Origin of the sequence: Ruegeria sp. Alg231-54, from assembly GCF_900143525.1 — a bacterium.
GTDB lineage: Bacteria > Pseudomonadota > Alphaproteobacteria > Rhodobacterales > Rhodobacteraceae > Ruegeria.
Map to the genome: position 1 here is coordinate 103,113 of NZ_FREZ01000004.1, position 25,815 is coordinate 128,927.

The 25,815-nt window shown below is 57.7% G+C and carries 23 protein-coding genes and 1 pseudogene; 15 read left to right on the forward strand and 9 right to left on the reverse strand.

The annotated features are described in order from the left end of the window. Nucleotides 1–102: 102 nt before the first annotated feature. From DHN12_RS09635 to smpB, 3 genes are all read left to right on the forward strand, one after another. Nucleotides 103–516 (forward strand): cytochrome c family protein, encoded by a 414-nt coding sequence (locus DHN12_RS09635; RefSeq protein ID WP_058272885.1) that lies wholly within the window; start codon nt 103–105, stop codon nt 514–516. Between the two features lie 208 nt (nt 517–724). Continuing rightward, nucleotides 725–1,267, forward strand: coding sequence for an isopentenyl-diphosphate Delta-isomerase (gene idi, locus DHN12_RS09640; protein WP_058272886.1), 543 nt, complete (start codon nt 725–727; stop codon nt 1,265–1,267). A 47-nt stretch (nt 1,268–1,314) separates the two neighbouring features. Further along, complete coding sequence (gene smpB / locus DHN12_RS09645) at nt 1,315–1,791, forward strand: SsrA-binding protein SmpB (RefSeq protein WP_058272887.1); 477 nt, start codon at nt 1,315–1,317, stop codon at nt 1,789–1,791. 13 nt (nt 1,792–1,804) lie between these two features. Here smpB and glpK read toward each other — a convergent pair whose 3' ends face one another. From glpK to panB, 3 genes are all read right to left on the reverse strand, one after another. Then, nucleotides 1,805–3,283 carry a glycerol kinase GlpK gene (gene glpK, locus DHN12_RS09650; RefSeq protein WP_108860007.1) on the reverse strand — a complete coding sequence of 493 codons (1,479 nt, stop codon included), beginning with the start codon at nt 3,281–3,283 and terminating at the stop codon, nt 1,805–1,807. Nucleotides 3,284–3,350: 67 nt separating this feature from the next. Then, nucleotides 3,351–4,193 carry a pantoate--beta-alanine ligase gene (panC, locus tag DHN12_RS09655; protein WP_108860008.1) on the reverse strand — a complete coding sequence of 281 codons (843 nt, stop codon included), beginning with the start codon at nt 4,191–4,193 and terminating at the stop codon, nt 3,351–3,353. Next, nucleotides 4,190–5,029: a 3-methyl-2-oxobutanoate hydroxymethyltransferase gene (gene panB / locus DHN12_RS09660; RefSeq protein ID WP_108860009.1), complete on the reverse strand. Its 840-nt coding sequence runs from the start codon at nt 5,027–5,029 to the stop codon at nt 4,190–4,192. Before panB ends, panC begins: the two co-directional genes overlap by 4 nt. Before the next feature lie 169 nt (nt 5,030–5,198). Between panB and DHN12_RS09665 the strand changes: the two genes are divergently transcribed. Genes DHN12_RS09665 through DHN12_RS09690 form a run of 6 tightly spaced genes read left to right on the forward strand, consistent with a single transcriptional unit; the run spans nt 5,199 to nt 12,697 of the window. Continuing rightward, entirely contained in the window at nt 5,199–6,686 is a 1,488-nt protein-coding gene (locus DHN12_RS09665) for an ABC transporter substrate-binding protein (RefSeq protein WP_108860010.1), read from the forward strand. Between the two features lie 60 nt (nt 6,687–6,746). Next, the gene (locus DHN12_RS09670; RefSeq protein ID WP_108860011.1) at nt 6,747–7,817 is read left to right on the forward strand and encodes a hypothetical protein; all 1,071 of its coding nucleotides are present in this window, start codon (nt 6,747–6,749) and stop codon (nt 7,815–7,817) included. Between the two features lie 40 nt (nt 7,818–7,857). Next, nucleotides 7,858–8,805 carry an ABC transporter permease gene (locus DHN12_RS09675; protein ID WP_108860012.1) on the forward strand — a complete coding sequence of 316 codons (948 nt, stop codon included), beginning with the start codon at nt 7,858–7,860 and terminating at the stop codon, nt 8,803–8,805. Further along, the gene (locus tag DHN12_RS09680; RefSeq protein ID WP_108860013.1) at nt 8,802–9,617 is read left to right on the forward strand and encodes an ABC transporter permease; all 816 of its coding nucleotides are present in this window, start codon (nt 8,802–8,804) and stop codon (nt 9,615–9,617) included. The genes DHN12_RS09675 and DHN12_RS09680 overlap by 4 nt, the downstream gene beginning before the upstream one ends. Continuing rightward, nucleotides 9,614–11,212 (forward strand): ABC transporter ATP-binding protein, encoded by a 1,599-nt coding sequence (locus tag DHN12_RS09685; RefSeq protein ID WP_108860014.1) that lies wholly within the window; start codon nt 9,614–9,616, stop codon nt 11,210–11,212. The genes DHN12_RS09680 and DHN12_RS09685 overlap by 4 nt, the downstream gene beginning before the upstream one ends. A 33-nt stretch (nt 11,213–11,245) precedes the next feature. Beyond that, nucleotides 11,246–12,697 (forward strand): aldehyde dehydrogenase family protein, encoded by a 1,452-nt coding sequence (locus tag DHN12_RS09690; RefSeq protein WP_108860015.1) that lies wholly within the window; start codon nt 11,246–11,248, stop codon nt 12,695–12,697. Nucleotides 12,698–12,700: 3 nt separating this feature from the next. Here DHN12_RS09690 and pncB read toward each other — a convergent pair whose 3' ends face one another. Further along, nucleotides 12,701–13,993, reverse strand: a complete 1,293-nt coding sequence (gene pncB, locus DHN12_RS09695; RefSeq protein WP_108860016.1) for a nicotinate phosphoribosyltransferase — start codon at nt 13,991–13,993, stop codon at nt 12,701–12,703. A gap of 270 nt (nt 13,994–14,263) precedes the next feature. Here pncB and DHN12_RS09700 point away from each other — a divergent pair, with 270 nt between their 5' ends. Continuing rightward, nucleotides 14,264–14,683 (forward strand): hypothetical protein, encoded by a 420-nt coding sequence (locus tag DHN12_RS09700; RefSeq protein ID WP_234416608.1) that lies wholly within the window; start codon nt 14,264–14,266, stop codon nt 14,681–14,683. Here DHN12_RS09700 and pncA read toward each other — a convergent pair. Next, the gene (gene pncA, locus DHN12_RS09705; protein WP_108860018.1) at nt 14,680–15,273 is read right to left on the reverse strand and encodes a bifunctional nicotinamidase/pyrazinamidase; all 594 of its coding nucleotides are present in this window, start codon (nt 15,271–15,273) and stop codon (nt 14,680–14,682) included. The genes DHN12_RS09700 and pncA overlap by 4 nt on opposite strands. Before the next feature lie 97 nt (nt 15,274–15,370). Here pncA and DHN12_RS09710 point away from each other — a divergent pair, with 97 nt between their 5' ends. Together DHN12_RS09710 and DHN12_RS09715 are read left to right on the forward strand one after the other, a co-directional pair. Next, nucleotides 15,371–16,276: a rhodanese-related sulfurtransferase gene (locus tag DHN12_RS09710; RefSeq protein ID WP_108860019.1), complete on the forward strand. Its 906-nt coding sequence runs from the start codon at nt 15,371–15,373 to the stop codon at nt 16,274–16,276. Nucleotides 16,277–16,352: 76 nt separating this feature from the next. Beyond that, complete coding sequence (locus DHN12_RS09715) at nt 16,353–16,853, forward strand: potassium channel family protein (protein ID WP_108860020.1); 501 nt, start codon at nt 16,353–16,355, stop codon at nt 16,851–16,853. A gap of 7 nt (nt 16,854–16,860) precedes the next feature. Here the strand turns inward: DHN12_RS09715 and DHN12_RS09720 are convergent, their stop codons facing one another. Further along, nucleotides 16,861–17,190, reverse strand: coding sequence for a hypothetical protein (locus tag DHN12_RS09720; protein WP_108860021.1), 330 nt, complete (start codon nt 17,188–17,190; stop codon nt 16,861–16,863). Nucleotides 17,191–17,354: 164 nt separating this feature from the next. Here DHN12_RS09720 and betB point away from each other — a divergent pair, with 164 nt between their 5' ends. From betB to DHN12_RS09735, 3 genes are all read left to right on the forward strand, one after another. Beyond that, a complete protein-coding gene (gene betB, locus DHN12_RS09725) occupies nt 17,355–18,809 on the forward strand; it encodes a betaine-aldehyde dehydrogenase (RefSeq protein ID WP_108860022.1) in 1,455 nt (484 codons plus the stop codon). A 129-nt stretch (nt 18,810–18,938) separates the two neighbouring features. Beyond that, nucleotides 18,939–21,383, forward strand: coding sequence for an FAD-dependent oxidoreductase (locus DHN12_RS09730; RefSeq protein ID WP_108860023.1), 2,445 nt, complete (start codon nt 18,939–18,941; stop codon nt 21,381–21,383). Continuing rightward, nucleotides 21,380–22,723, forward strand: coding sequence for an MmgE/PrpD family protein (locus tag DHN12_RS09735; protein ID WP_108860024.1), 1,344 nt, complete (start codon nt 21,380–21,382; stop codon nt 22,721–22,723). The genes DHN12_RS09730 and DHN12_RS09735 overlap by 4 nt, the downstream gene beginning before the upstream one ends. A gap of 87 nt (nt 22,724–22,810) precedes the next feature. Here the strand turns inward: DHN12_RS09735 and DHN12_RS09740 are convergent, their stop codons facing one another. From DHN12_RS09740 to motA, 3 genes and pseudogenes are all read right to left on the reverse strand, one after another. Further along, a complete protein-coding gene (locus DHN12_RS09740) occupies nt 22,811–24,319 on the reverse strand; it encodes a hypothetical protein (RefSeq protein ID WP_108860025.1) in 1,509 nt (502 codons plus the stop codon). A 65-nt stretch (nt 24,320–24,384) separates the two neighbouring features. Then, the gene (locus tag DHN12_RS09745; protein WP_108860026.1) at nt 24,385–24,948 is read right to left on the reverse strand and encodes a hypothetical protein; all 564 of its coding nucleotides are present in this window, start codon (nt 24,946–24,948) and stop codon (nt 24,385–24,387) included. After that, nucleotides 24,945–25,812 (reverse strand): annotated as a pseudogene (motA, locus tag DHN12_RS09750) (flagellar motor stator protein MotA). The gene DHN12_RS09745 and the pseudogene motA overlap by 4 nt, the downstream one beginning before the upstream one ends. Nucleotides 25,813–25,815: the final 3 nt, after the last annotated feature.

The following is a 25,815-nucleotide window of genomic DNA, read 5'->3' on the forward strand; positions in this document are numbered from 1 at the left end:
ATGCCGCAGTGGCACAGTGCCCTCGCGCGGCAATCTGCGCGTTGACTCTTTTTTGCGCCGACGGTCCATTCGGTGCAGCCAATTCGTATCGGAGCAAAAGCTATGAATCGCATTCTCGCGACCGCAATCGTCGGCCTTCTGGCCCTTCCCGCATATGCCGAAGGTGACGCCGAAGCCGGAAAGAAGACTTTTAACAAGTGCAAATCCTGTCACCAGATTGCCGATCCTGAGGGTGAAGTCATCGTAAAGGGCGGTAAAACCGGTCCGAACCTGTATGGGATTGCAGGCCGGACCGCAGGCACCGTTGAAGAGTTCAAATATGGTGACAGCATCGTTGCCGCTGGTGAAAACGGTCTGGTCTGGGACGAAACGACATTCGTCGAATATGCAAAGGACCCCAAGGCGTTTCTGAAAGATTATCTGGGTGAAACCTCGGCCAAATCCAAAATGACCTTCAAGCTGAAGAAGGGTGCCGAGGATGTTTACGCCTATATCGTAAGTGTTTCTGGCGAATAAAACCGCAGACCAAACACCGTTTGAGGTTACAAAAGGCCGCAGCCCCTGCGGCCTTTCGTGCGCTTGATAACCGCGTTGAACAGCGCCAATTTGAAAGCGCGCGGTATTTCATGCATTGCACGCATAAATTCGCAGAGCCAAGCCGACCCGGTGGCAGCCAATTTCGAATTTCCGGCCCTTCGGGTGGATCGGCAGCAGGAGACGACAGATGGGAATCATGATCCCGGCCTGGGTTGATGGCGAGTTGACCCCAGTGGACAAGCTTGAGGCGCATGAAAAAGGCCTGCGGCACAAGGCGGTGTCTGTCTTTGTCGTGCGCGGGACCGAAATTTTGATGCAGCGTCGGGCTTTGGGCAAATATCATACCCCTGGCCTTTGGGCGAATACCTGCTGCACCCACCCCGACTGGGGTGAGACACCGTCTGTCTGCGCCGTGCGCAGGCTGCGCGAGGAATTGGGAATTACCGGGCTTTACCCGGAATACCGTCACCGGCTGGAGTATCACGCCGATGTCGGTAACAACATGATCGAGCATGAAGTGGTCGACATCTTTCTGGCCCACGTACGCGGCCCGCTGAAGATTGAGCCCAACCCGGAAGAGGTCATGGAAATTCGCTGGGTTGATTACCACGATCTTCTGGCCGAAGTGCAGCGCTATCCCGAGCGATTTACACCGTGGCTCAAGATCTATTTGCACAATCACGCCGACACTATTTTCGGACCTGATCTGATTATCTCGGCCACCTCCTGACGGCTACGCCTTGCAAGGGCCGCCCAAGCCGCATAGATCAACGCGTCATGGCTAAGCAAAAGACAGACCCGAATTACAAAGTCATCGCCGAAAACCGGCGCGCACGCTTCGATTACGCAATCGAGGACGATCTTGAGTGCGGCATCATGCTGGAAGGGTCCGAGGTCAAATCCCTGCGCGTAGGTGGGACGAACATCGCCGAAAGCTATGCCTCGGTCGATGATGGCGAGCTGTGGCTGGTCAACAGCTATATCGCCCCCTACGAGCAAGCCAAATCGTTCAAGCACGAGGAACGCCGCCGGCGCAAACTGCTGGTGTCACGTAAGGAATTGTCGAACCTGTGGAACGCGACCCAGCGCAAAGGCATGACACTGGTGCCGCTGGTTCTGTATTTCAACCACAAGGGCAAGGCCAAGATCAAAATCGGTATCGCCAAGGGTAAGAAAAACCACGACAAGCGCGAAACCCAGGCCAAGCGTGACTGGTCACGACAAAAGCAGCGGTTGATGAAGGATCATAGCTGATCCTTCATACCTCTCAGAACGCCATCGCAGCTGATACCGCACGTTTCCAGCGGTCATAGGCGGCATCACGCTCTTTGGCAGAGAGTTCCGGTTCGAACCGGCGATCCAGCGCCCAGGTTTCCGCAAATCCCTGTTGATCCGGATAAACGCCTGCGCGCATACCGGCCAGCCAGGCCGCGCCCAATGCGGTGGTTTCCTGCATTACCGGCCGGTCAACCTCGGCACCCAGGTAGTCCGACAATCCCTGCATCGCCCAGTTCGACGCGCTGGCGCCACCGTCGACACGCAGGATAACGTCGGTATCTGCACCCCAGTCGCCCTGCATGGCGTGCCACAGATCGCGCGTCTGGTATGCGATACTTTCCAGCGTGGCCTTGGCAAATTCGGCACGGCCTGAATTCCGGGTCAGACCGAACACCGCGCCACGGCAATCGGGTTTCCAATAGGGCGCGCCGAGGCCGGTAAAGGCGGGCACCAGCACGACATGCTGGTTCGGGTCTGCCTTTTGGGCCAGCTCGCCACTTTCCGGGGCGTTCTCGATGATCTGCAACGCGTCGCGCAGCCATTGCACGGCAGCCCCGGCCACAAAGATTGACCCTTCCAGCGCATAGGTCCGTTTGCCGTCCAATTGATAAGCGATGGTCGTCAACAGGCGGTTCTTAGACTCGACGGGCTTATCCCCTGTGTTCAGCAGAGCAAAACAACCGGTGCCATAGGTGGATTTCATCATGCCGGGTTGGAAGCAGGCCTGACCGATGGTGGCGGCCTGTTGATCACCGGCAACACCAAGAATCGGGATATTTCCCCCAAATAGAGTCGTATTTCCAAAATCCGAGGCGCAATCATGAACCTGGGGCAGCATGTTCATCGGCACGTCCAGCAAATCACAAATCTCGGCGCTCCACTCGCCTTTGTGGATGTCGAACAGAAGCGTGCGCGCCGCGTTGGTGGCATCTGTCGCGTGGCTGCGCCCTTCTGTCAGGCGCCAGATCAGGAAACTGTCGATGGTGCCGAACATCAGCTCTCCGGCCTCGGCCCGGTCCCGCGCACCCGGCACGGCGTCCAGCAACCATTTAACTTTGGTGCCCGAGAAATAGGGGTCCAGCAGCAGCCCGGTCTGGGCGGTCACGTCATCCTCGCACCCGGCCTGCTTGTAGCGCGCGCAGATCTCAGCAGTACGACGGTCCTGCCAGACGATCGCGTTGTGAATTGGCGCACCTGAAGCGCGGTCCCAGACAACAGTTGTTTCTCGCTGGTTGGTGATGCCGATGCCAGCGATCTGATCGGAGGTCACTCCGGTGCTGTCCATAACCTCGCGACACACGCGTAGAACGCTGTTCCAGATTTCCTCGGCATCATGTTCGACCCAGCCTTCCTGCGGGAAGTGCTGAGTGAATTCGTGCTGTGCGGTGCCCGCGCGCTGCATCTCTGCGTCGAACAGAATTGCCCGCGATGATGTGGTGCCCTGATCAATGGCAAGAATGTAAGTCATGCCTGCGCCCCCCGTCGTTTGGTTTTGCGGGACTTTAGCGCAAACAATGACGAACGTGCCAGTGTGTTCAGACAGGAATATTGTCGATCAGCCGCACACCATCCGCCCAGGCTGCTACGAACAGGCGGGCAGGCCGGTTTGCGTGGGTTATTGGGTCCAGCGTTTCGGCACACCGCAGTTGAATATATTCCACCTGCGTGAAGCCCGCGGCCAGCAGATCGATCTCGGCCTGTGCAGCCAAAGGATCAAACTGCGCGCCGTCATTCAGGGCGGCTGCCAATTCCCGCATGATCCGGTTTTTGTGGGCGGCAATATCCAGCCCCTCGGACGACAATCTCAGATTGCGCGATGACATGGCCAGACCCGAAGGCTCGCGCACCGTTGGGCATCCAACAACCTCGGTCGGAATGTCCAGATCGCGGGCCATTCGGGTCACGATCATCAGCTGTTGATAGTCTTTTTCCCCGAAATAGGCCCGATCTGCCTGCGTTTGCAGGAACAGTTTGGCCACAACTGTGGCAACGCCGTCGAAATGTCCGGGACGGAATTCACCTTCCATCACATCGGTCAGGCCCGCGACGGAAACGGTGGTGGCAAAGCCCTGCGGGTAAATCTCTTCGGGTTCCGGCACGTAGATCGCATCAACGCCGTAGGGGGCCAGTTTCTGCGCATCCTCGTTCTCGGTGCGCGGGTACTTTGCCAGATCCTCGGGGTTGTTGAACTGTTTGGGGTTCACAAAGATCGTGACGATCACCCGGTCACAACCTGCCTTTGCGGCCTCGACCAGCGACAGATGCCCCTGATGCAGCGCGCCCATGGTCGGAACCACGCCGATCTCTTCACCCTTCCGCGTCCATTCCGAGGTCAAGGCACGCAGGTCGGCCAGACGGCGAAATATTGGGGCGGTCATGTCTTTGGTCCTTTGCTCGGGGCCTGATCGGAAAAGACGTGTTCGTCCGCTGGAAAGGTTCGTGCGCGCACCTCGGCAGCATATTCGGCAATGGCGGCTTCGGCCAATGGGCCAAGCTCAGCATAGCGTTTGACGAATTTCGGTTTGAAGGCGGTGAAAAAGCCAACCATGTCGTCGACAACCAGAATCTGACCGTCGCACCCCGCCGAGGCTCCGATTCCGATTGTCGGAATCTCGATTTCATCGGTGATCTGGTCGGCCAGTTTCTGCGGCACTTTTTCAAGAACGACCGAGAACGCGCCCGCCTCGGCCACAGCGCGGGCATCTTCCAGTACAGCCTCGGCCTGTTCGTCGCGACCCTGAACCTTATATCCGCCAAGTGTGTTGATCGATTGCGGCGTCAGGCCGATATGCGCCATCACCGGAATCCCACGCTTGACCAGAAATCGGATGGTCTCGGCCATCTCGACGCCGCCTTCCAGCTTAACCGCGCCCGCGCTGGTTTCAGACATCAATTGGGCGGCATTGCGGAAGGCCTCGGCAGGTGAGTGCTCGTAACTGGCGAAGGGCATGTCGATGACCATCATCGCACTTTCCAGACCGCGCGACACGGCCTGACCATGCATCACCATCATCTCCATCGTCACGCCCAGCGTCGATTCCAGCCCGTGCAACACCATGCCGACGCTGTCGCCCACCAAAACGAAATCACAATGATCATCCATCAACCGCGCCATCGGCGTGGTGTAGGCTGTCAGACTGACCAGCGGCTCGCCGCCTTTGCGGGCGCGGATATCCTGTGCATTCGGGGCTTTTTTGCGGGCGGTGGCGCTCATTGTCGCTCCTCCGGTTGTCATGTTGCAGCGCGGCATAACAGATGGGAGCGGGCTATAGAAACCCCGGTTGCGCGAACATTTCCTTGAATGACCTAAGGTTTAAAGGGAAGTTGGGTGCAGTACGGCCCAAAAAAACGCAGGTTTCCATTTTCAGTGGGGAGTAATTTACATGACAAAGCAGACATTTCGGTCCTTTGCTTCGGTGCTGGCGGTTAGCGCCAGCCTGTTTGGTACACAGGTTTTCGCTAAATCCGACATTACCATAGCGTTGCAACTAGAGCCGCCGCATCTGGACCCGACCAGTGCCGCAGCGCAGGCCATCGATTCGGTGGTTTACACCAATATCTTCGAGGGCCTGACCCGCTTTATGGGTGACGGATCGGTGGTTCCTGGTCTGGCTGAAGGCTGGGAAATCTCGGATGATGGCAAGGTCTATACCTTCAAGCTGCACGATGGGGTTACCTTCCACGACGGCACCACGATGGATGCCGAGGACGTCAAGTTCAGCCTAGACCGCGCCCGATCCGAGGATAGCGCAAATGCGCAAAAAGCCCTGTTTGCCGGGATTGAAAACATCGAGGTGGTCGACCCGTTGACCGTCAAGGTGACCCTGTCTGAGCCAAACGGGAATTTCCTGTTCAACCTGGCCTGGGGTGATGCGGTTATTGTCGCGCCCGAAAGCATCGAGGGCATCAAGACCAACCCCGTCGGAACCGGCGCATTTACCTTTGGTGAATGGGTGCAGGGCGACAGTATCACCCTGAACCGCAACCCAGAATATTGGGGCGATCGGCCTGCGTTAGAGACTGCTACGTTCAAGTTTATCTCGGACCCGACGGCGGCTTTTGCGGCCATGATGGCCGAGGATATCGACGTGTTCGACAATTTCCCTGCGCCGGAAAACCTGCCGCAATTTGAGGCTGATCCGCGCTTTCAGGTGCTTGTCGGTTCGACTGAAGGGGAAACCATCCTGTCCACCAATAACAAGATGCCACCCTTCGATGATATCCAAGTGCGTCAGGCATTGGCCCACGCGATTGACCGTCAGGCGATCATCGACGGAGCAATGTTTGGCTACGGTACGCCCATCGGCACCCATTTCGCGCCGCACAATCCGGCTTATGTCGATCTGACTGGGAACTCGGCCTACGACCCCCAAAAGGCTGCTAAGATGTTGGCTGATGCTGGGTATGCCGACGGGTTTGAGACGACGCTGCATTTGCCGCCCCCATCCTATGCCCGGCGCGGGGGCGAAATCGTCGCCGCTCAGTTGGCCGAGGTCGGGATCACGGCCAATATCGTCAACGTCGAATGGGCCCAGTGGCTGGAATCGGTGTTCAAAGGAAAGGACTTTGGTCTAACCATCGTCAGTCATACCGAGCCTATGGATATCGGGATCTATGCGCGCCCTGACTATTACTTCCAGTATGACAGCACCGATTTCCAGGCGCTGATGGACACGCTGAATTCAACGACAGACCCCGAAGAACGCACCCGTCTGCTGGGTGAGGCGCAGCGCCTGATCGCAGACGACTACGTCAACGGGTATCTGTTCCAGCTGGCCAAGCTGGGCGTGGCCAAAGCCGGAGTTCGGGGCCTGTGGGAAAACGCGCCCACGGCCGCAATCGATCTGACGCAGATCAGCTGGTCCGAGTGACTCAAGGCAGGGGCCGCTGGTTCACGGCCCTTGCATTTAATGTTGTCGAGTGAGCCAAGGATGATTTTGTTTCGTGTCCTGTTTCTGGTTTTTGTGACCGTTGCCCTGGCGGCAACGACTGTGGAACCGGTTGTGGCGCAGAACATTCTGGACAGTCGGTTGGATACACCTATCGGGACGCCAGAGAACCCGCTGGATGTTGGCATCGGTATTCGAATCGATCAGATCACCAGCGTTGACCAGAAGGCCGAAAACTACGGTGCCGTGGTTGTGCTGCGTGTTGAGTGGACCGACCCTGCGTTGGCTTTTGACCGGCAAGAGCTGGGGCGCGATTTCCGGGTTTTCAACCCCCCGGCGCTGGCCGATCATGCCGCTGAGATCGGGACGGTGGTACCAGCATTCGTCATTCACAACCAACAATCCAACAAGTGGATTCACGAAGCCGCCGCCTCTCTGCGATATGACGGGCGGGTGTTGTATGTCGAGAAATCCTCGCTGACATTACAGGCCCCACATTTCGATTTTCGGAAATACCCTTTCGACACACAGGAGTTTCATTTCGAGGTCGTTTCGATCTTTCCATCCCAATATGTGTCCTATCATCCGATGAACGAGTTCTCGGGCCTTGGTGACCTGCTGGGCGAAGAAGAGTGGATTCTGGATAATGCGCGACTTAAAACCTCACGGGTCACGGGCCTTTCCGGTCAGGACAGCGATCAGGTTGCGCTGATTTTCGAAGGTCACCGGCATCTGACCTACTATGTCATTCGGGTGTTTCTGCCGATGCTGGTGCTGATCTCGGTTGGCTGGGCACTGTTCTTTCTGGATGAATACCGCAGACGGATCGAAATTGCCGGCGGAAACTTGCTGGTATTTGTGGCTTTCAACTGGGCGATTTCTGCTGATCTGCCAAAGCTTGGATACCTGACATTTCTGGATTTCGTTCTGCAATGCATGTTCCTGATGACCGGGGCATTGATTGTGTTCAATGTCGCCTTGCGCAGGCTCAAAGTCTCGGGTCGCGAATCCGGGGCGCGCAAGCTGGATAACTACGCCATCAAGTGGATTTACCCGCTGGGTTACGCCGCAATCGTTGGCTATGCGGTTTTTGCCTATCTTCTGGTTCCATAGGTGCTGGACCGGCAGCGCGTGCGCCCCTAACGTGGCCTCGATGCTTCGCTATGCCCTCAAACGTCTGATATCGCTGGTGATCAGCCTCGCCGTCGCCTCGGTGGTCATATTTGCCGTGATTGAGGTGGCGCCTGGCGATCCGGCGTCATTCATGCTGGGCGTCAATGCTCAAGAAGATACGCTTGCCGCCCTACGGGCCGAATTGGGTTTGGACGTTTCCAAGCTGCAGCGGTATTTCAATTGGGTTGGCGGGATGATGGTGGGGGATTTCGGAACCTCTTACACCTATCGCACGCCAGTATCGCAGATGATCGCGGATCGGCTGTGGGTCTCGCTGCCTCTGGCGCTGTATGCGCTGACCCTGTCCACCGCGATAGCGTTTCCGGTAGGCATCTACGCCGCCGCGCGCCGGGGCAAACCGGGCGATCTGACGGTGATGGGGGCCACACAGCTGGGCATTGCGGTGCCGAATTTCTGGTTCGCTATGATGCTGGTTCTGGTCTTCGCTATCAACCTGCGCTGGTTCAATGCCGGAGGGTTCGTAGGCTGGGACAAGGGGCTTTGGGCAGGGCTACATTCCCTGACACTGCCGGCCATCGCGCTGGCCCTGCCGCAGGCGGCCATTCTGGCGCGGGTGATGCGGTCGTCTTTGTTGGATATTCTGGGTGAGGATTTCATGCGTACCGCACGTGCCAAGGGGTTGTCGCGGCGTCAGGCGTTGTGGCGGCACGGGGTGCGCAACGCGCTGATCCCGGTCCTGACCATCATCGGGTTACAGTTTTCCTTCCTGCTGGCGGGATCAATCATCATCGAACAAGTTTTTTATCTGCCCGGCCTCGGACGATTGGTGTTTCAGGCAATCTCGGCCCGCGATCTGATTGTGGTGGAATCCGTGGTGATGCTGCTGGTCTTTGCGGTCATCACCGTGAACTTTCTGGTCGATCTTGCCTATGCCGCCGTTGATCCAAGGTTAAGGAGCCGGACATGAGCCGGAGCCTGATCCTTGGGGCTTGTCTGTCCTCGCTGGTGCTGTTGGCGGCGGCGGTTTCATTTGTCTGGACACCCTATGACTACACTGCGCTGAACATCCCCGACAAACTGCAGCCTCCCAACGCGCAGCATTGGTTTGGCACGGATCATTTCGGACGCGACATGTTCTCGATGATCATGGTCGGTGCCCGTACCTCGATTGCCGTGGCTTTGGTGGCGGTGGGGATTGGCATGGCGCTGGGCGTGCCCTTGGGCCTGACAGCGGCTGCGCGCAAAGGGTCGGCGCTGGACGAGCTGATCATGCGCGGCAACGATCTGGTTTTTGCCTTCCCGTCTCTGGTCATCGCCATCCTGATCACTGCTGTGTTTGGTGCTGGTGCGATAAATGCGATCATCGCCATTGGCATTTTCAACATCCCGGTTTTTGCACGCATCACTCGCGGCGCAGCGCTATCTCTATGGGAGCGGGAGTTCATCCTGGCCGCGCGCGTTTCGGGCAAAGGTGCGGCACGGATATCGGCTGAGCATATCCTGCCTAACGTCGCCAACCTTCTGATTGTTCAGGGCACCATCCAGTTCTCGTTGGGAATTCTGGCCGAGGCAGGCCTTTCCTATGTCGGTCTGGGCGCGCAACCGCCCACGCCAAGTTGGGGCCGGATGCTGGCAGATGCGCAGACAATGGTCAGTTTTGCCCCGCATTTGGCTCTGATTCCGGGTCTGGCGATCATTGTCACGGTGCTTGGGTTGAACCTGCTGGGAGATGGGTTGCGCGATTGGCTGGACCCCCGGATCAGGGTGGCGCGCACATGAGTTTACTTGAGATCGAAAACCTGTCGCTGTCCATTCACGGCACGGACATCCTGAAACAGGTCAATCTGTCCATTACGCCCGGTCAGATCGTGGCCGTGACCGGGGAAAGCGGATCGGGCAAATCGATGACCGCGCTCGCGGTGATGCAGCTTTTGCCGGACGGGGCCAAGACGACCGGGGTCATCCGGCTGAACGGCTCAGATCTGCTGGACCGCGACGAAAACGATATGTGTACTCTGCGCGGTGCCGCGATCGGTATGGTGTTCCAAGAACCTATGACCGCACTGAACCCAGTTAGAACCATCGGCGATCAGGTGATGGAGACCATCCTGATACACAAGGCCATGCCGCCCAGACAGGCGCGAGACCGGGCGGAGGAAGTTCTGACCCGTGTTGGCCTGCCGCCGGATCGTTTCCCGCTGTCCCGCTTTCCGCACGAACTGTCCGGCGGGCAGCGTCAGCGTGTCGTGATTGCGATGGCGATCGCGTTGCGTCCCAAGCTGTTGATCGCGGATGAGCCGACCACAGCGCTAGATGTGACAACGCAGGCGCAAATCCTCAAGCTTCTAAAAGGGCTGGTGTCGGAATACGACATGGGGCTGTTGATGATCACCCATGATCTTGCGGTGGTCGCGGATATGGCCGACCAAATTGTTGTTATGCGCCATGGCGAAGTCGTCGAATCCGGGGCCACTGACCACCTGCTACACCACATGCAACATCCATATACCCGTATGCTGTTCAAGGCTTCGGGGTATCAGGTATCCCTGCCCGAACTCGCGCAATCCCGCCCTTTGCTTGAAGTGACAAATGTCATTCGCGACTATCGTCTGCCTCGCAAGGGGCTGTTTGATACGCCGGGGCACCACAGGGCAGTGGACCAAGTCAGCTTTACGCTCAATAGCGGAGAACGTCTGGGCCTGGTCGGCGAGTCGGGGTGCGGAAAATCGACCCTAACAAAGGCGATTCTGGGCCTTGAAGAAGTTCAGGGTGGTGACATTCGTCTGGATGGCCAGCCTGTCTTTTCGGGTCACAAACCCAACCTCGCCGTGCGGCGCAAGATGCAAGTGGTCTTTCAGGACCCCTATGGTAGCTTCAATCCACGTCACCGCGTGGCCCGGCTGATCACTGAACCGTTCCATCTGCTCGATGCTCCTGTAATGGGGTCCGAGAGGCAGGACCGGATCGCTGAAATGTTGACAGCGGTGGGTCTCAGCCCGGATGACGCTGGTAAGTATATCCATGAATTCTCGGGCGGTCAGAGACAGCGCATCGCCATCGCCCGTGCCTTGATCATCCGGCCCGAACTGATCTTGTTTGACGAGGCTGTTTCGGCCCTTGATGTGTCGGTCCGAGCCCAGATTCTCGACCTGTTGGCCGAACTATGTGAGGCCTATGATCTGACTTATCTATTCATCAGCCATGATCTGAGCGTCGTGCGCACCATCACTGACCGCGTTATGGTGATGCGTGCCGGAAAGATCGTCGAAGAAGGCGATACCGAAAGTGTCTTCTCTGACCCACAACACCAATACACAAAAGACCTGATTAATGCCGCGCCAGTGCTGCCAGACATTGGTCGGGATGTGGCGTGAACCGCATATTAGAGCCGAATATAGGAGTATCTTATGCCCAGTCCCCTTTGGTTTGATCCAAGCCTGTGTCTGATCGGCGGCAATTGGGTGCCGCCAGCCTCAGAACAAACATTGCCTTTGATCAATCCTTCTGACGGTTCAGATATCTGCCAGATCGCAAGGGGTGGCGCGCATGATGTTGATGCTGCGGTCAAGGCGGCTCAGGCTGCGATTGACGGGGGTTGGGGACGAAAGACTGCGCTGGAGCGGGGCCGTATCCTCACGCGTATTGGGAGGATGGTTTTGGAGCGTGTCGAAGATCTGGCCGCGCTGGAGGCCATGGATGTCGGCAAGCCCCTGACGCAGGCACGGGCAGATGCGGTTGCGTTGGCACGGTATTGTGAATTCTATGGTGGGGCCGCAGACAAGGTCATGGGCGAGACCATCCCGTATCTGGATGGTTACACCGTCTATACTTTGCGGGAACCGCACGGCGTGACGGGGCATATCGTGCCGTGGAACTATCCGATGCAGATCATCGGACGGTCGGTTGGGGCTGCGCTGGCGATGGGCAATGCCTGCGTTCTGAAACCTGCGGAAGAAGCTTGCCTGACCGCGCTGGCCTTTGCGCATCTGGCGCAAGAGGCCGGTTTACCAGCCGGTGCCCTGAACGTCGTACCCGGGTTGGGGGCCGAGGCGGGGGCGGCTTTGTCGGGCCATACGGGCGTGCACCATGTCTCGTTCACTGGGTCAGTCGCTACTGGGGCGCTGGTGCAGCAGGCAGCGGGGCAAAATGTGGTGCCCGTGACGCTGGAGCTTGGGGGGAAGTCACCTCAACTGGTGTTTGACGACGCCGATCTGGATGCCGCTCTGCCATTTCTGGTCAATGCGGGGGTTCAGAATGCGGGGCAAACCTGCTCTGCCTCGTCACGCATTTTGGTGCAGCGCGGGGTTTATGATCAGGTCAAGCAACGCATGGCAGAGGCTTATGCAGACTTGACCGTGGGCCCCGCGCAGGATGATCTACGAGTTGGTCCCTTGATATCGGCCCGTCAAAAGGACATCGTTTCGGGCTTTCTGGCCAGGGGCGCAGATCTGATCGTCGCAGGGCAAGGTCGGATCGTAGACGGTGCACCGTCCGAGGGGGCCTACGTTGTGCCGACCCTTTTTGCGGACGTTCCGCCGGATCATTGTCTGGCCAAGGATGAGATATTCGGTCCCGTGCAGGTGCTGATCCCATTCAATTCAGAAGAAGACGCGGTGAAGATCGCCAACGGCACCGATTACGGGCTGGTCGCAAGCATCTGGACCCGCGACGGCGCGCGGCAAATGCGGCTGGCAAAGCAACTGCGCTCGGGCCAGGTGTTCATCAACAACTACGGCGCAGGTGGTGGCGTAGAGCTGCCCTTTGGGGGTGTCGGAAAATCTGGACACGGCCGCGAGAAAGGGTTCGAGGCCTTATATGGCTTTTCACAGTTGAAAACGATCGCGGCTTACCATGGTTAGAGCCTAAACAATCACCTCGATCGCCTCTTGCGCGCCTACGCCGAACACTCGTTTGTAGCGTTCGATCTGATCCTTCGGTCCCATCGCCTTTTCCGGGTTGTCCGACAGTTTCACGGTCGGCTGGCCATTGGCGGACACAGCCTTGCAGACCAGCGAGAACGGCGCCAACGCGTCGTTTGGCACGAGGCCGCGGAAGTCGTTGGTCAGCAATGTGCCCCAACCAAACGAGATTTTGGTCCTGTCGGAAAACTGAGTGTGCAGTTCCCGAATTTTGTCGACATCCAGACCATCCGAGAAAATCACACGCTTTTCCAGGGGGTCTTCCCCACGGGATTGCCACCACTTGATCGCGGTTTCTGCGCCTGTTGCGGGATCACCGCTGTCGATGCGAATGCCGGTCCATCCGGCCAGCCAATCGGGTGCGCGATCCAAAAAGCCTTGCGTGCCATAGGTGTCCGGCAGAATGATGCGCAGATTGCCGTCATGCTCGTCGTGCCAGTCGCTCAGCACGTCATAAGGCGCTTGCGCCAGTTCGGCATCGTCTTTGGCAAGGGCGCTGTAGACCATCGGCAGTTCGTGCGCGTTGGTGCCGATGGCCTCAACTTCGCGCCGCATGGCGATTAGGCAGTTCGACGTACCGGTAAAGGACGATCCCAGACCCTCGATCATGGCCTGCACGCACCAGTCTTGCCAAAGAAAGCTGTGTCGACGCCGGGTTCCAAAATCCGCGATCCCAAGCCCGTCAATATCCCGCAGTTGTTCGATCTTCTTCCAAACGCGGGTCATGGCCTGGGCATATAGCACCTGCAGCTCAAACCGCCGCATGTTGTTCAGCACCGCGCGCGAGCGCAGCTCCATCAGAACCGCAAGCGCCGGGATTTCCCACAGCATAACCTCGTGCCACTTACCTTCAAATGTCAGCTCGTACTGATCGCCCTTCCGTTCCAGGTGATAGGGCGGCAGGCGCATGTTTTCGAACCATTCCATAAAATCCGAACGGAACATCTGGCGCTTGCCATAGAACGTATTGCCCCGCAGCCACGTGCTTTCGCCCCGGCTCAGGCCAAGCGATCGAATATGATCCAATTGCTCGCGCAGCTCGCCCTCATCGATAAGTTTGGCCAATGGAATGTGATTCGACCGGTTGATCAGGGAAAAAGCCACATCCGTTTGGGGCTTATTTCGAAACACTGACTGGCACATCAGCAGTTTGTAGAAATCCGTGTCGATCAAAGACCGTACAATCGGGTCAATCTTCCATTTATGATTGTACACGCGTGTCGCAATATCGACCATGGGGAACTCCTGCGATTTCCGTTGTTAGATCAATCGGTGCGTGGAATGGCAAGAGTCGCTAGAATGATGACAATGACAAGGTCAGGTCACATTGCGAGCATATTGTGTGATCTTTTCACAGTTTAGTGAAAAGAGAGGGATGGTTGAACGAGGTTAATTTGGTGAATGGTTCTCGAGTACGATTTTGACATCGTTGTTAATGAGGAATTGGAAGATAACGCCGGTTCAGAGCGATTGGACAATTCCGTCGCGCGTGCCCGATTCCGTCACGTGAAAACGGCTGACGCGCTTCGGGCGACGTCACCGAAGATTCGACAAATTTTCCAGGAAGCCGGCTTTGATCTGGATTCAACCGACAGCAAGTTGTCGCAAGGGTACTATTCGTCACGGGACGTAGACCAACGCAAACGCATTCTGCACGCGCTTTTTGCCAATATTCGCGAAATGGGAATTGAGGGCGAATACTGCGGTGAATTCGATTTCCATCGCTTTTTGGACAACGTCAAAACGGCCAAACCACGCAACGACCAACGCCCAAAAGTCGAGAATTGGACGCCAAATCCACGCTACAAATCACCCGCAACGCCTGAGCGCCGAACATTGCCGGGACGAATTGGCGTCGCATTGGGACTAGCGGTGATCTTGTTTGCAGTGCTTAGGTATCTTGCCGAAAAAGGCGCTACACCTTAGATCAGCGCAACACCGGCGTCACGCATCGCAGCCTTGGCGGCAGCCAGTGACCCATCCATGTCTATCGCGCGACACGCGTCCAAGCGCACGGTGACATCAAAACCCAACCGGGCGGCGTCAACGGCCGAAAAATGAACACAGAAATCTGTGGCAAGCCCAACCATGGTCAGTTTGGTGATCCCGCGTGATTTCAAGTATCCTTCTAAACCGGTCGGCGTCTTTTGGTCGTTCTCAAAAAATGCGGAATAACTGTCGATACCGCGTCGAAAGCCCTTGCGAATGACAAGATCGGCATGGGTCTTCAGGTCCGGGTGGAATTCCGCACCTTCGGTGCCCTGCACACAGTGATCCGGCCACAAGATCTGCGGCCCATAATGCATTTCGGTCATGTCCAAGGGGGCTTTACCGTCGTGCTCGCTGGCAAAGGACGAATGTCCCGCCGGATGCCAATCCTGCGTCAGGATCACGGCGTCGAACTCTGCCATCATTGTGTTGATGGGGTCCACGATCTCGTGACCTCCGGGCACCGCCAGCGCACCACCGGGGCAGAAATCGTTCTGAACGTCGATTACAATTAGGGCATGGGCCATCGGGAATCTCCTCGCATTGTCCTATCGGTAGGGGGCAGGGCGGGGGGCGTCAATCCGGTCTCTTGCGACTCTTGTCCAGCAGGTTTAGACCGCGCGCATGTATACGATCGCTGCTCTCTATCACTTCACTCGTTTTTCGGATCATGCAGCCCTGCGCGACCCGCTGCTGGACCTATGCCGCGCGCAGTCAGTCAAGGGCACCTTGTTGCTGGCCGCCGAGGGGATCAACGGAACCATCGCCGGCCCGCGTAGTGGGATCGATGCGGTGTTGGCCCACATCAAGGCTCTGCCCGGTTGTGCGGATCTTGAGTGGAAAGAGGCCACATCCGATCACCCGCCCTTTGGCAAAATGAAGGTGCGTCTGAAAAAAGAGATCGTGACCATGGGCCAGCCGGACGTCGATCCGCGTGCCCGTGTCGGCAATTATGTCGAGCCCGCGGACTGGAACGATCTGATCCGGTCTGACGATGTGGTCGTGATCGACACACGCAATGACTACGAGGTGGCGATTGGTACGTTTGAGGGCGCAGTAGACCCTGAAACAGCCAGTTTCCGTGATTTTCCGGCCTGGTGGGAAGAAAACAAAGACCGCTTTCACAACAAGCGGGTCGCCATGTTCTGCACCGGCGGTATCCGTTGCGAGAAATCCACCAACTACTTGTTGGGGCAGGGGGTCGAGGATGTGTATCATCTGAAAGGCGGCATCCTGCGGTATCTCGAAGAGATGCCCGCTGAGGACAGCAGCTGGCAGGGTGAGTGCTTTGTCTTCGACAATCGCGTCTCGGTTGGGCATGGGCTGGTCGAAGGGCCGCACAACCTGTGCCACGGCTGCCGCCGCCCGATTCTGCCAGAGGATATGAAGCGCGCGGAATACGAGCACGGCGTGTCCTGCCATCGGTGCATCAACGAGACATCAGACGCGGACAAAATGCGGTTCCGCGAACGCCAGAAACAGATCCTGCTGTCACGTCAGCGCGGGCAGGAACACCTAGGCATTGAATGATGGGTGAATGATTAAGGTTGCGGGTACAGGCCGGAACCCTGATGATCGCGGAAAAACCTAGGCCATCGGAGGTTTTATGCACCGCGAACCTACAACCCTGGAAGAGTGGAAATCGACGCTTATCGCAGCGGTCGGACTGGTTATTGCCAGTTTTTTTGCGTGGTATGGTCTGTCGCGCCTGAGTGAGGCGGCCGCAGGGGAAACCATTGGTACTATTGTGTCGGTCTGCCTGGTGTTTTGGGTCGCATCGCAATCCTGGTACTACATGACACAGGTGAAACTGCCGCATCGACGCTTGTTTCTGATGGGTGTGTCCTTCATTCAGGTCGTTCCGTTCTTGTTCGCGGCGGCGTATGGCGCTTTCGGCTACGCCGACAATTGCGTGGTCGGTGCAGATGCCCCAGCCGATTTCCTGTATTTTTCATACGTCACCTTCACCACTGTGGGATATGGCGACATGATCCCAACAGGTTTATGTCGCGGGCTGGCCGTCGCTGAGGCTGTTACCGGCTACATCCTCTTGGGTATGTTTGTTGCTGCTACGGTTGCGCTCTATACCCGCCACCATAAACAATAGACGGCCATTATTTGTTCTGATCAATCCAGCGGGACATCATCTGTTTGTCGCGGAAACACTCGGATGGGATAGGCCTGCGCTTGCTACGGGAAATGCGTTCGGCAAAGGCAACCTGCTTGCCGGATGGATAGTCCGCAAAGGGCGATGGATCGGCTGGCTTGTGCGCCGAAATCCAGGCAGACATCGACTTGCGATCCCGTTGTGCCTCGACTGGGATTTCCAAGGCCGACTGCTGGGCAATTGCACGAGCGTATCGCATTTGCCGGTCTGTGACGGGCAACAGGTGATAGTCGTTTGATGGGCCATCCATGGCCGGGTTGCGGGCGTGGTAAGACATCGGATTGTTCCTCTGACTATGTAGAACATAAATGGAACATTAAGCTTTTTATTCAAGAGGGAGCCGATTCACATCAGCGGGAGTCCGCCGTGAATTGCTTTTATTGACTGGTCAATCAATAAAATATAAACGCGAAAGAAAGGACTTCTGAGAAGGAAATCGGCATGAAGTTTCAGCCCAAAGCGAGCCATTTCATCAACGGCGTATATGTCGAAGATACCAACGGCGCCCCTATCGACGTGATCTACCCGGCCACCGGTGAAATCATCGCCCGGCTGCACTCTGCCACGCCGGATATTGTAGATCAGGCTCTAACACGTGCCAAAAACGCTCAGGCAGAGTGGGCGGCAATGTCCGGGACCGAGCGTGGGCGCATCCTGAGACGGGCATCTGACATCATGCGTGATCGCAATCGCGCGCTTTCGATCCTCGAAACCCACGACACCGGTAAACCCTTGCAGGAAACCCTGGTGGCCGACGCCACATCGGGTGCGGATGCGCTGGAGTACTTTGGGGGGCTGGCTGCGTCATTGACGGGTGAGCATATCCCGCTGGGCGGCGGAGACTTTGTCTACACTATCCGCGAGGCGCTGGGCGTTTGCGTCGGTATCGGCGCATGGAACTACCCGACCCAGATCGCATGCTGGAAAGGCGCCCCTGCACTGGCCTGCGGCAACACGATGGTCTTCAAACCGTCCGAGACCACGCCCCTGTCGGCGTTGCAGGTGGCCGAGATCCTGATCGAAGCGGGCGCGCCAAAGGGCGTCTATAACGTGATCCAGGGCTACGGCGATGTTGGCGCATCGCTTGTGACCGATCCGCGCGTGGCCAAGGTTTCGCTGACCGGATCCGTTCCGACCGGCCGCAAGGTCTATGCCGCAGCTGCCGACGGCATGAAACACGTGACGATGGAATTGGGCGGCAAGTCCCCGATGATCGTGTTCGACGACGCCGATATCGAAAACGCTGTTTCGGGTGCGATCCTGGGCAACTTCTATTCCTCGGGTCAGGTCTGTTCGAACGGCACCCGTGTCTTTGTGCAGAAAGGCGTCAAAGAGGCATTCCTCAAGCGCCTCTCTGAACGTCTGGCCACTGCGAAAATCGGTGATCCGCTGGATGAGGACGTCAACTTTGGCCCGATGGTCAGCGAAAACCAACTGAACATCGCGCTGAGCTATGTCGAAAAGGGCAAGGCCGAAGGTGCGCGCCTGGTATTCGGCGGTGAGCGGATGGACGGTGACGGCTTCTACATGCAGCCCACAGTGTTTGCGGATGTGACGGACGATATGGCCATCGCGCGCGAGGAAATCTTCGGCCCGGTGATGTCCGTGCTGGATTTTGATACCGAAGAAGAGGTGTTGGCCCGCGCCAACGACACCGAGTTTGGTCTGGCCGCCGGTGTCTTCACCAACAACCTGACGCGCGCGCACCGCATCGTGGCCGGGTTCGAGGCGGGCACCTGCTATATCAACACCTATAATCTGGCTCCGGTCGAGGCCCCGTTTGGTGGGTCCAAAATGTCGGGCGTTGGGCGCGAAAACTCGAAACTGGCGATCAACCACTTCAGCGAGATGAAGACGGTCTACGTTTCGATGAACGACGTCGAAGCGCCTTACTAATCAAAACCGGCCATTCAAGCTCTGTTCCCGACATTTCGCGTCGGGAACAGAGCATAAGCCGCATACGACATGTGGCTGACTTCTGCTTAAGGGTGTCGTTTTCGGCACTGTCGGCGGGAGATCAAGTTCATGAAAACGCATGCGCAGGCCGTAGTCATCGGTGGAGGATTGGCAGGCTGTTCGATCCTGTACCATTTGGCCAAACTCGGTTGGCGGGACGTTGTCCTGCTTGAGCGGGACGAACTGACCAGCGGATCAACCTGGCACGCGGCGGCCAATATCCACGGACTGCATGACAACAACAATATCACTCGCATCCAGCATTACACAATGAACCTGTATAAAGAGCTGGAGCAGGAAACCGGCCAGAGCTGCGGAGTGTTCCAGCCCGGTTCCCTTTATCTGGCCCAGACTGAAAACCGCGAACACCAGTTGCGTCTGCAAGAAGCAAAAGCGCGGTTCTATGGCCTGAATTTCTACGAAGTCAGCCGCGAACAGGCGATGGAGCTTCACCCGCTGGCGCGGTTCGACGATATCCGCTGCATTATGTTTGAACCCGAAGGCGGCAACGTGGATCCCTCAGGCGTGCCGCACGCATATGCCGCAGGCGCACGCGCCATGGGTGCAACGATTGAGCGGTTTTGCCCCGTGTTAGGCACTGATCTACAGCCAGATGGATCGTGGATCGTGCGCACGGAAAAGGGGGATATCCATACGCAATGGGTTGTGAATGCCGCAGGCCTTTGGGGCCGCGAAGTAGCGGCATTGGCGGGTTTGAACCTGCCGCTGCAACCGACCGAACACCAATATTTCGTAACCGATTCCATTGATGAGGTTGCCAACCTGGGTCGCCGTCTGCCTTCGATCGCCGATCGAGACGGGGAGTACTACTTCCGACAGGAAGGCAACGGGCTGCTGATCGGGGCCTATGAGAAGGACATGAAGTTCTGGGCCGAAGACGGCACGCCGCTGGATTTTGCTCATGACCTGTTCCCCGATGATCTGGACCGGATCATGGAAAACGTGATCCGCGCCACCGAACGTGTGCCCGCAGCGGCGACGGCCGGTGTGAAACGGGTGATTAATGGGCCGATGATCTGGTCCCCGGACAGTTCCGCCCTATGGGGTCCGGTGCCGGAACTGCAGAACTATTTCCTCTGTGGGGGCCTGATCCCCGGCTTCTCGCAATCGGGCGGGCTGGGGTTGCTGGCGGCGCAGTGGATTATCGAGGGTGAGCCGCAATACGACATGTTCGCCTGGGATCTCGCCCGGTTTGGCGACTGGGCGGACAAGAAGTTCACCAAGGCGCGGGTTGCGGACCAGTATACCCACCGGTTCGCCATCCATTTCCCGAACGAGGAACGCAGCGCAGGCCGTCCGGCCCGCGTGCGCCCGGCCTATGAAATGCAAAAGGACATAGGCTGCGTCTTTGGTCTGAACTGCGGCTGGGAGCATCCGCTGTGGTTTGCCGATCAGCCCGGCACCACCGAGACAAACGGGTTCACGCGCCAGAACTGGTGGGAACCGGTTGGGCAAGAGGTCAAGATGCTGCGCGAAAACGTTGGCGTGATCGACATCTCGAACTTTGCCAACTACGTCATTAAGGGCCCGGGTGCCAATGAGTGGCTGGACAAGCTGGTTGCCAACCGGGTGCCGACCGTGGTCGGGCGGTCCTGCCTGACGCCGCTGATCTCGGTGCGCGGGGGTGTGGCCGGCGACTTTACCATCACCAAGGTGGCCGAGGACGAATACATGATGATCGGCTCGGGTATGGCCGAGCGCTATCATCAGCGGTTCTTCAAATTGATCGACCTGCCCGAAGGCACCACGTTCGAGGTGGCGACGGACCGGATTGCGGGCTTCAACGTCGCAGGGCCCAAATCGCGTGACCTGCTGCAGCGGCTGACCAATGCGGATTTGACGAACGAGGCGTTCCGCTTCATGCGTTCGGCCACGATCGAGGTTGCGGGCGTGATCTGCCTTGCGATCCGTGTCAGCTTTACCGGTGATTTGGGGTGGGAGTTGCACTGCGCAGAAGAGGACCAGATCAGGCTCTACTCAGCACTGCTTGAGGCTGCGAAGGAGTGCGACGGTGGTCCAGTGGGCGGCCGCGCGTTGGGATCACTGCGGATCGAGAAGGGTTATGGCTCCTGGGGCCGCGAGTATTCTCAGGAATACTGGCCGCAGGAGGTCGGGCTGGCAGGTCTGATCAAGCTGGACAAGGACTTCCTGCACAAAGACGCCTATGTCCAGATCAAGGACAACGCCGCGCGCGAGGTTCTGTCGATTTTTGAGGTCGAGGCGGCGGATGCCGACGCGTCCGGTGGCGAACCTATCTTTACACCAGATGGCGCACCGGTCGGACGTGTGACGTCAGGGGCCTATGGCTATTCGGTCGGCAAATCCCTGGCCATCGGCTATGCGAATCCGGCGGTCGTACAGCCGGGGGAAATGGTGGAAATCTTCATCCTCGGCAAACCGCATAAAGCCAGAGTTTTGACCGAACCGCCCTTTGATCCATCGGGTCTCCGGCTGCGCGATGTCCAACCCAAGGTGATGGAGGCAGCCAAATGACCGGCACGCTTGATCGGGTCACGGATTTTGCCCTGAACCTTTCAGCGCAGGAAATGCCTGACAGCGCGAAAGAGGCCGCCGCCCTGATGATGCTGGACACAATGGGCATCCTGATCGCCTCCGGCCCGATGGAGGCCGGCGTGATCGCGCGCGATACTGCCGCGCTACTCTACGCAAGCACTGATGCGGCATTCAGCGTTCCGATGATGTTTGATGGCCGCCCCGTCAGCATGGCGGGCGCTGCCTACGCGGCGGCCACGCAAACCGACAATTTGGACGGGCATGACGGCTACAACCCGACTAAGGGGCATATCGGTGTCGTTGTACTGCCCGCGTTGATTTCACTTGGTGCGCATTGCCCTGATTTGTCCGGCCCCGAAGCGCTGGCTGCCGCCATCACGGGGTATGAAATCGCGGGACGTGCGGGGCTGTCGCTGCACGCATCGGTCAGCGATTACCACACGTCCGGCGCGTGGAACGCACTGGGTGTGGTGGCCATGGCCGCGCGCATGCGCAGGCATACGCCCGACCAGTTTCGACAAGCATTGGGAATCGCGGAATACCACGGACCTCGAAGTCAGATGATGCGCGAGATTGCAAATCCGACGATGCTGCATGACGGATCGGGTTGGGGCGCGATGGTTGGCATATCATCTGCGATTCTGGCCGAACGTGGTTTCACGGGCGCCCCGGCCATCACAATCGAAGATGCTGATGTTGCGTCGTTTTGGGATGATTTGGGTCAGTTCTGGCAGGTCGAACACCAATACGTAAAACCTTATCCCATATGTCGCTGGGCTCATGCGGCAATTGATGGCGTTCGGGCTGTGATGATGGAGAATGACCTAGCCCACGACCAGATTCGATCCATCCATATCAACAGTTTTCAAGAAGCGGCCTGCCTGTATGGCGGGATGCCTAATACCACGTCTCAGGCCCAGTATTCTCTGCCTTTTGCTGTGGCGGTTCAGGCGATCCATGGTCGGATCGGAGTCGAACATATCTCGGGTGCGGGTCTGTCTGATCCGGCAGTGGCAGAGTTGGTGTCGCGTATTCACGTTCTGGAAGATGCGCGCCACAGTGCACGCTTCCCGCAGGGGCGGTGGGCCGATGTCACCTTGAAATCGACCGATGGGCGTGTGTTCGAATCCGGCGACACTCACGCGCGCGGCGGGCCGGAGGCCCCGCTCAGCAGGGGAGATGTGATCGCCAAGTACACCGAGTTTGCCGCGCCGGTCGCCGGTTTAGACTGCGCGGACGCGATCCGCGCGGCCATATTGGGTTGGGTCGAGCCTACATCCAGATTGTCGGACCTGATGCCGTTGGTCTTTGATCCGTAAAAGCGGCCGGTGCGGACTGCAGGCCGACGCTCAGCGGGCATCTAATGAAAGACCAACCGTGAATGCAGGTGACGCTGACGTGATCCGCTATTGGTCCACCTTCGCAAGCAACTCCAGAATGTGCTGGTGTGTTTTTGCGCTGTCATCCAACAAGCCTTTCGCGTCAGCTAAGGGTTTGTCCTGCATCCGTGTTGGCGGCACGGAAAGGAGCCGCGTTGTTTGCTGAACTGCGAGGAACTTTGTGTCGCGTTCGGGCTCGACCGTTTCCGGATGATCGGCCAACCAAAAGAACCGATCGACTTTTTCATCCTCACCCACAGCACGCAAAAGCTGACCAGCTGCCACGTAATCATCCGACATCTGCAATGCTTGCCCTCGCAAAAGCTGGGCCGCGTCTGATGGATCGTCGACCAACTCCAACAATGCTTGATGTGGTCGGCGTTGCAGTAAGGCAGCGCGCGCGCGTAACCGTGCCCTTTCTGCGCGCCGGGCTTTGTCCTGTGGCCGACTGGCCAGTTCCAGCGCCGCGTCCGCAAAACCAAGGGTGACCAAACGCTCGGCCATCGCCACGCTTGTGTCTGTGACTAGCGCCAGTTTCTGCTCGAGTGTCATGGTCACAACCCGTCTTAGAAATGTCGCGTCGTCGGCGCGTTCGGTCAGGATCTGGGCGACGCGGTTCAACGTTTCGGCGGCATTGGCCTGTTTATCTTGGGTGCTCAGCAGATTCATCGCCTTGTCGAGCTCATGGCTTAAGCTTAACGCAACGATCTGTGTTTGCAGCATGCGCGGCCCGATTCCAGACCGGCGAAACTCCATGACGTAAGAGGCGGCAAGATCAAGCTCTTGCGGAGATACTGCCCCACGTTCCGACCATCGCTTGTCGACCAGTCGCGCAAGCGCAAGCGGTGCCTCCAACTCTGAACCCGACGCGGCAATGAGTTCGTTCAACAATGCTTCTGACTTCGGGCCGTCGCCTTCGGCAGCCGCGACTTTAGCCTTGGCTTGGGACGTATCGGCGCTGTCCTCGGTCGCAACGCGGTCGACCGCGCGCAACACGCGCCTTGCTGGTTCAAGTTTCCCGGCATCTGTCAAAATTTCCGCCAATGTCGGCCCAACGTGACGGCGCAGATGGTCGGGCAAACGCGCAAATGACTGTTCGATCGATTGCAACCGGGCCTCTTCCTGCAGCTCTCCTTCGATCAAAAGAGCCCAAAGCGCGGCGTCGCTTTCACACCGCTGAAGACTGGTAAATGGGTTCGGATGGGACGGCTGTGCGCCATCAAGATACCGAGCTATGGCGGCAACCCGATCTGTGTCCGGCGCATGCTGCCCAAGCAATTCAAGCGTCCGAATAGCCTCTGCGCCGAACCCGGAATAGGCGTATAGCTGCGCCAGCTTCAGCGCCTTTTCTTCATCAAGATGATCGAATTCTTTGAACAAGGCGGCTCGCAACGAAGCCACCTGTTCTGGAAAGGGAGTTGCCCCAGACCAACGGTCAAACCCAAGCTCAGCGCCTGAGATGCAGGGTGGGCGTTGTTCAAGCTGCGGCAGGGATGGCCCTAAAAGTTCATTCAAGCCGTCCAGAACAGATGTCACATGAATATTGGCATTAAGGTCTGAGGGGCTAAAGGGATCGTTCTTGGGGGCCGACAGCCTTGGTCCTACCGGAGCAAGCTCAAATCAACGACTTCCCGGTCAGAGCCGCGCAGCAGCAGGGCAGAGAGCTGTTCTTCAAAGCGCTGTGCGTTCAGGTTTAGCAGTGGCAATTCGAGACTCTGCAAATTTTGCGCAACCAACGGGTCTTTCTCTTTGGACGCTTTGGGCAAAACAGGCGACGGTATATCAGCGCTGATTGCGGGCAGCGCCGAGCCTGGTGCAATATCCACCACGATCATCGTGCCCTTGAACAGAAAGGCATTGGCAACACAGTCGCAGCCAAATTGCATATCCAGTGCGGCACCCTGCTCTGACTGAGAGATTGCGGCCAAGCGGTTTTGCGTCAGACGCCGGAACACGGCAGCTGTGTCGAAGTTCACCTTTTCCAGTTCGACTTTCAAACGCGCGCCATTTTTCTTGTGTGTCAGTACCCATTTAGTGCCCGCCGGAACCTGGACGACCAGCCGCGTATACCCGTCATGTTCGCCCGAACGCACCTGAACATCCTGTGCCTGAGCCTGCACTGCCGTGGCGGTTAGCGCCAAAGCAAGGAAAACTGTCCGGATCATGCCGCTGCCTGGTTGAGTTCCTTCAGAGCATCTTCCAGCTCCGAAAATGCTGGGCGGTTATGCGTCGGCGTGTTCTGGCGGCCAACTTCAATGCACATGGCTGCATTGTGGTTGTGCAGATTGGCGACCAGAACCTCTTTGATCAACTGGAAAAATGGTTGTCCTCTTCGACTACCGCTTTCAGTTTGCCAGCGAACGGGACAACCAGGCCATAGGCGAGAAACACGCCTAGGAACGTCCCGACCAAAGCGCCGCCGATCAGTTTGCCCAGTACTTCGGGCGGCTGGTCGATGGACCCCATCGTTTTGATTACGCCCAAAACGGCGGCCACGATACCAAGTGCGGGCAAACCATCGGCGACGGTTTGCAGCGCGTGGCTGGAATGCATGGCGTGGTGGAAATTGGTCTCCATCCGTTTTTCCAGCACTTCTTCAACTTGATGTGGATCGTCGTAATTCATCGACGCGGATCGCATCGTGTCGCAGATCAGATCGACAGCTTCCTTGTCCTTCTGAATCTTCGGATAGGCTGAGAATAGGGTCGAGTTCTCGGGGTTTTCGATATGCTGTTCCACCTCGACCGGGTTGGCCTTGGCAATGCGGATCAGAGAAAACAAAAGGCACAGCAGATCGCGGTAATCTTCGGGCTTCCATTTGGGGCCCTTGAAAACTTTACCCATGTCCTTGATCGTATGTTTGACAGCGCTCAAGTCGTTGCTGATCATGAATGCGCCAACGGCGGCGCCGCCGATCATCATCATCCGAACGGGAGAGATTTCAAAATGATCGTCATCTTGCCACCGGCGGCAAGATATCCGCCAAACACCATGGCGAAAGTGACGACGATTCCGATGATTCCGATCATGGG

Bases quoted from the DNA above. Each gene is read 5' to 3' on its own strand.
- DHN12_RS09690 (WP_108860015.1), top strand. From the start codon at position 11,246: ATGCCCAGTCCCCTTTGGTTTGATCCAAGCCTGTGTCTGATCGGCGGC.
- panB (WP_108860009.1), bottom strand. From the start codon at position 5,029: ATGAGCGCCACCGCCCGCAAAAAAGCCCCGAATGCACAGGATATCCGC.
- panC (WP_108860008.1), bottom strand. From the start codon at position 4,193: ATGACCGCCCCAATATTTCGCCGTCTGGCCGACCTGCGTGCCTTGACC.
- DHN12_RS09730 (WP_108860023.1), top strand. From the start codon at position 18,939: ATGAAAACGCATGCGCAGGCCGTAGTCATCGGTGGAGGATTGGCAGGC.
- DHN12_RS09680 (WP_108860013.1), top strand. From the start codon at position 8,802: ATGAGCCGGAGCCTGATCCTTGGGGCTTGTCTGTCCTCGCTGGTGCTG.
- idi (WP_058272886.1), top strand. From the start codon at position 725: ATGGGAATCATGATCCCGGCCTGGGTTGATGGCGAGTTGACCCCAGTG.
- DHN12_RS09745 (WP_108860026.1), bottom strand. From the start codon at position 24,948: ATGATCCGGACAGTTTTCCTTGCTTTGGCGCTAACCGCCACGGCAGTG.
- smpB (WP_058272887.1), top strand. From the start codon at position 1,315: ATGGCTAAGCAAAAGACAGACCCGAATTACAAAGTCATCGCCGAAAAC.
- pncB (WP_108860016.1), bottom strand. From the start codon at position 13,993: ATGGTCGATATTGCGACACGCGTGTACAATCATAAATGGAAGATTGAC.
- DHN12_RS09635 (WP_058272885.1), top strand. From the start codon at position 103: ATGAATCGCATTCTCGCGACCGCAATCGTCGGCCTTCTGGCCCTTCCC.
- DHN12_RS09735 (WP_108860024.1), top strand. From the start codon at position 21,380: ATGACCGGCACGCTTGATCGGGTCACGGATTTTGCCCTGAACCTTTCA.
- DHN12_RS09720 (WP_108860021.1), bottom strand. From the start codon at position 17,190: ATGTCTTACCACGCCCGCAACCCGGCCATGGATGGCCCATCAAACGAC.
- DHN12_RS09685 (WP_108860014.1), top strand. From the start codon at position 9,614: ATGAGTTTACTTGAGATCGAAAACCTGTCGCTGTCCATTCACGGCACG.
- glpK (WP_108860007.1), bottom strand. From the start codon at position 3,283: ATGACTTACATTCTTGCCATTGATCAGGGCACCACATCATCGCGGGCA.
- pncA (WP_108860018.1), bottom strand. From the start codon at position 15,273: ATGGCCCATGCCCTAATTGTAATCGACGTTCAGAACGATTTCTGCCCC.
- DHN12_RS09710 (WP_108860019.1), top strand. From the start codon at position 15,371: ATGTATACGATCGCTGCTCTCTATCACTTCACTCGTTTTTCGGATCAT.
- betB (WP_108860022.1), top strand. From the start codon at position 17,355: ATGAAGTTTCAGCCCAAAGCGAGCCATTTCATCAACGGCGTATATGTC.
- DHN12_RS09715 (WP_108860020.1), top strand. From the start codon at position 16,353: ATGCACCGCGAACCTACAACCCTGGAAGAGTGGAAATCGACGCTTATC.
- DHN12_RS09665 (WP_108860010.1), top strand. From the start codon at position 5,199: ATGACAAAGCAGACATTTCGGTCCTTTGCTTCGGTGCTGGCGGTTAGC.
- DHN12_RS09675 (WP_108860012.1), top strand. From the start codon at position 7,858: ATGCTTCGCTATGCCCTCAAACGTCTGATATCGCTGGTGATCAGCCTC.
- DHN12_RS09670 (WP_108860011.1), top strand. From the start codon at position 6,747: ATGATTTTGTTTCGTGTCCTGTTTCTGGTTTTTGTGACCGTTGCCCTG.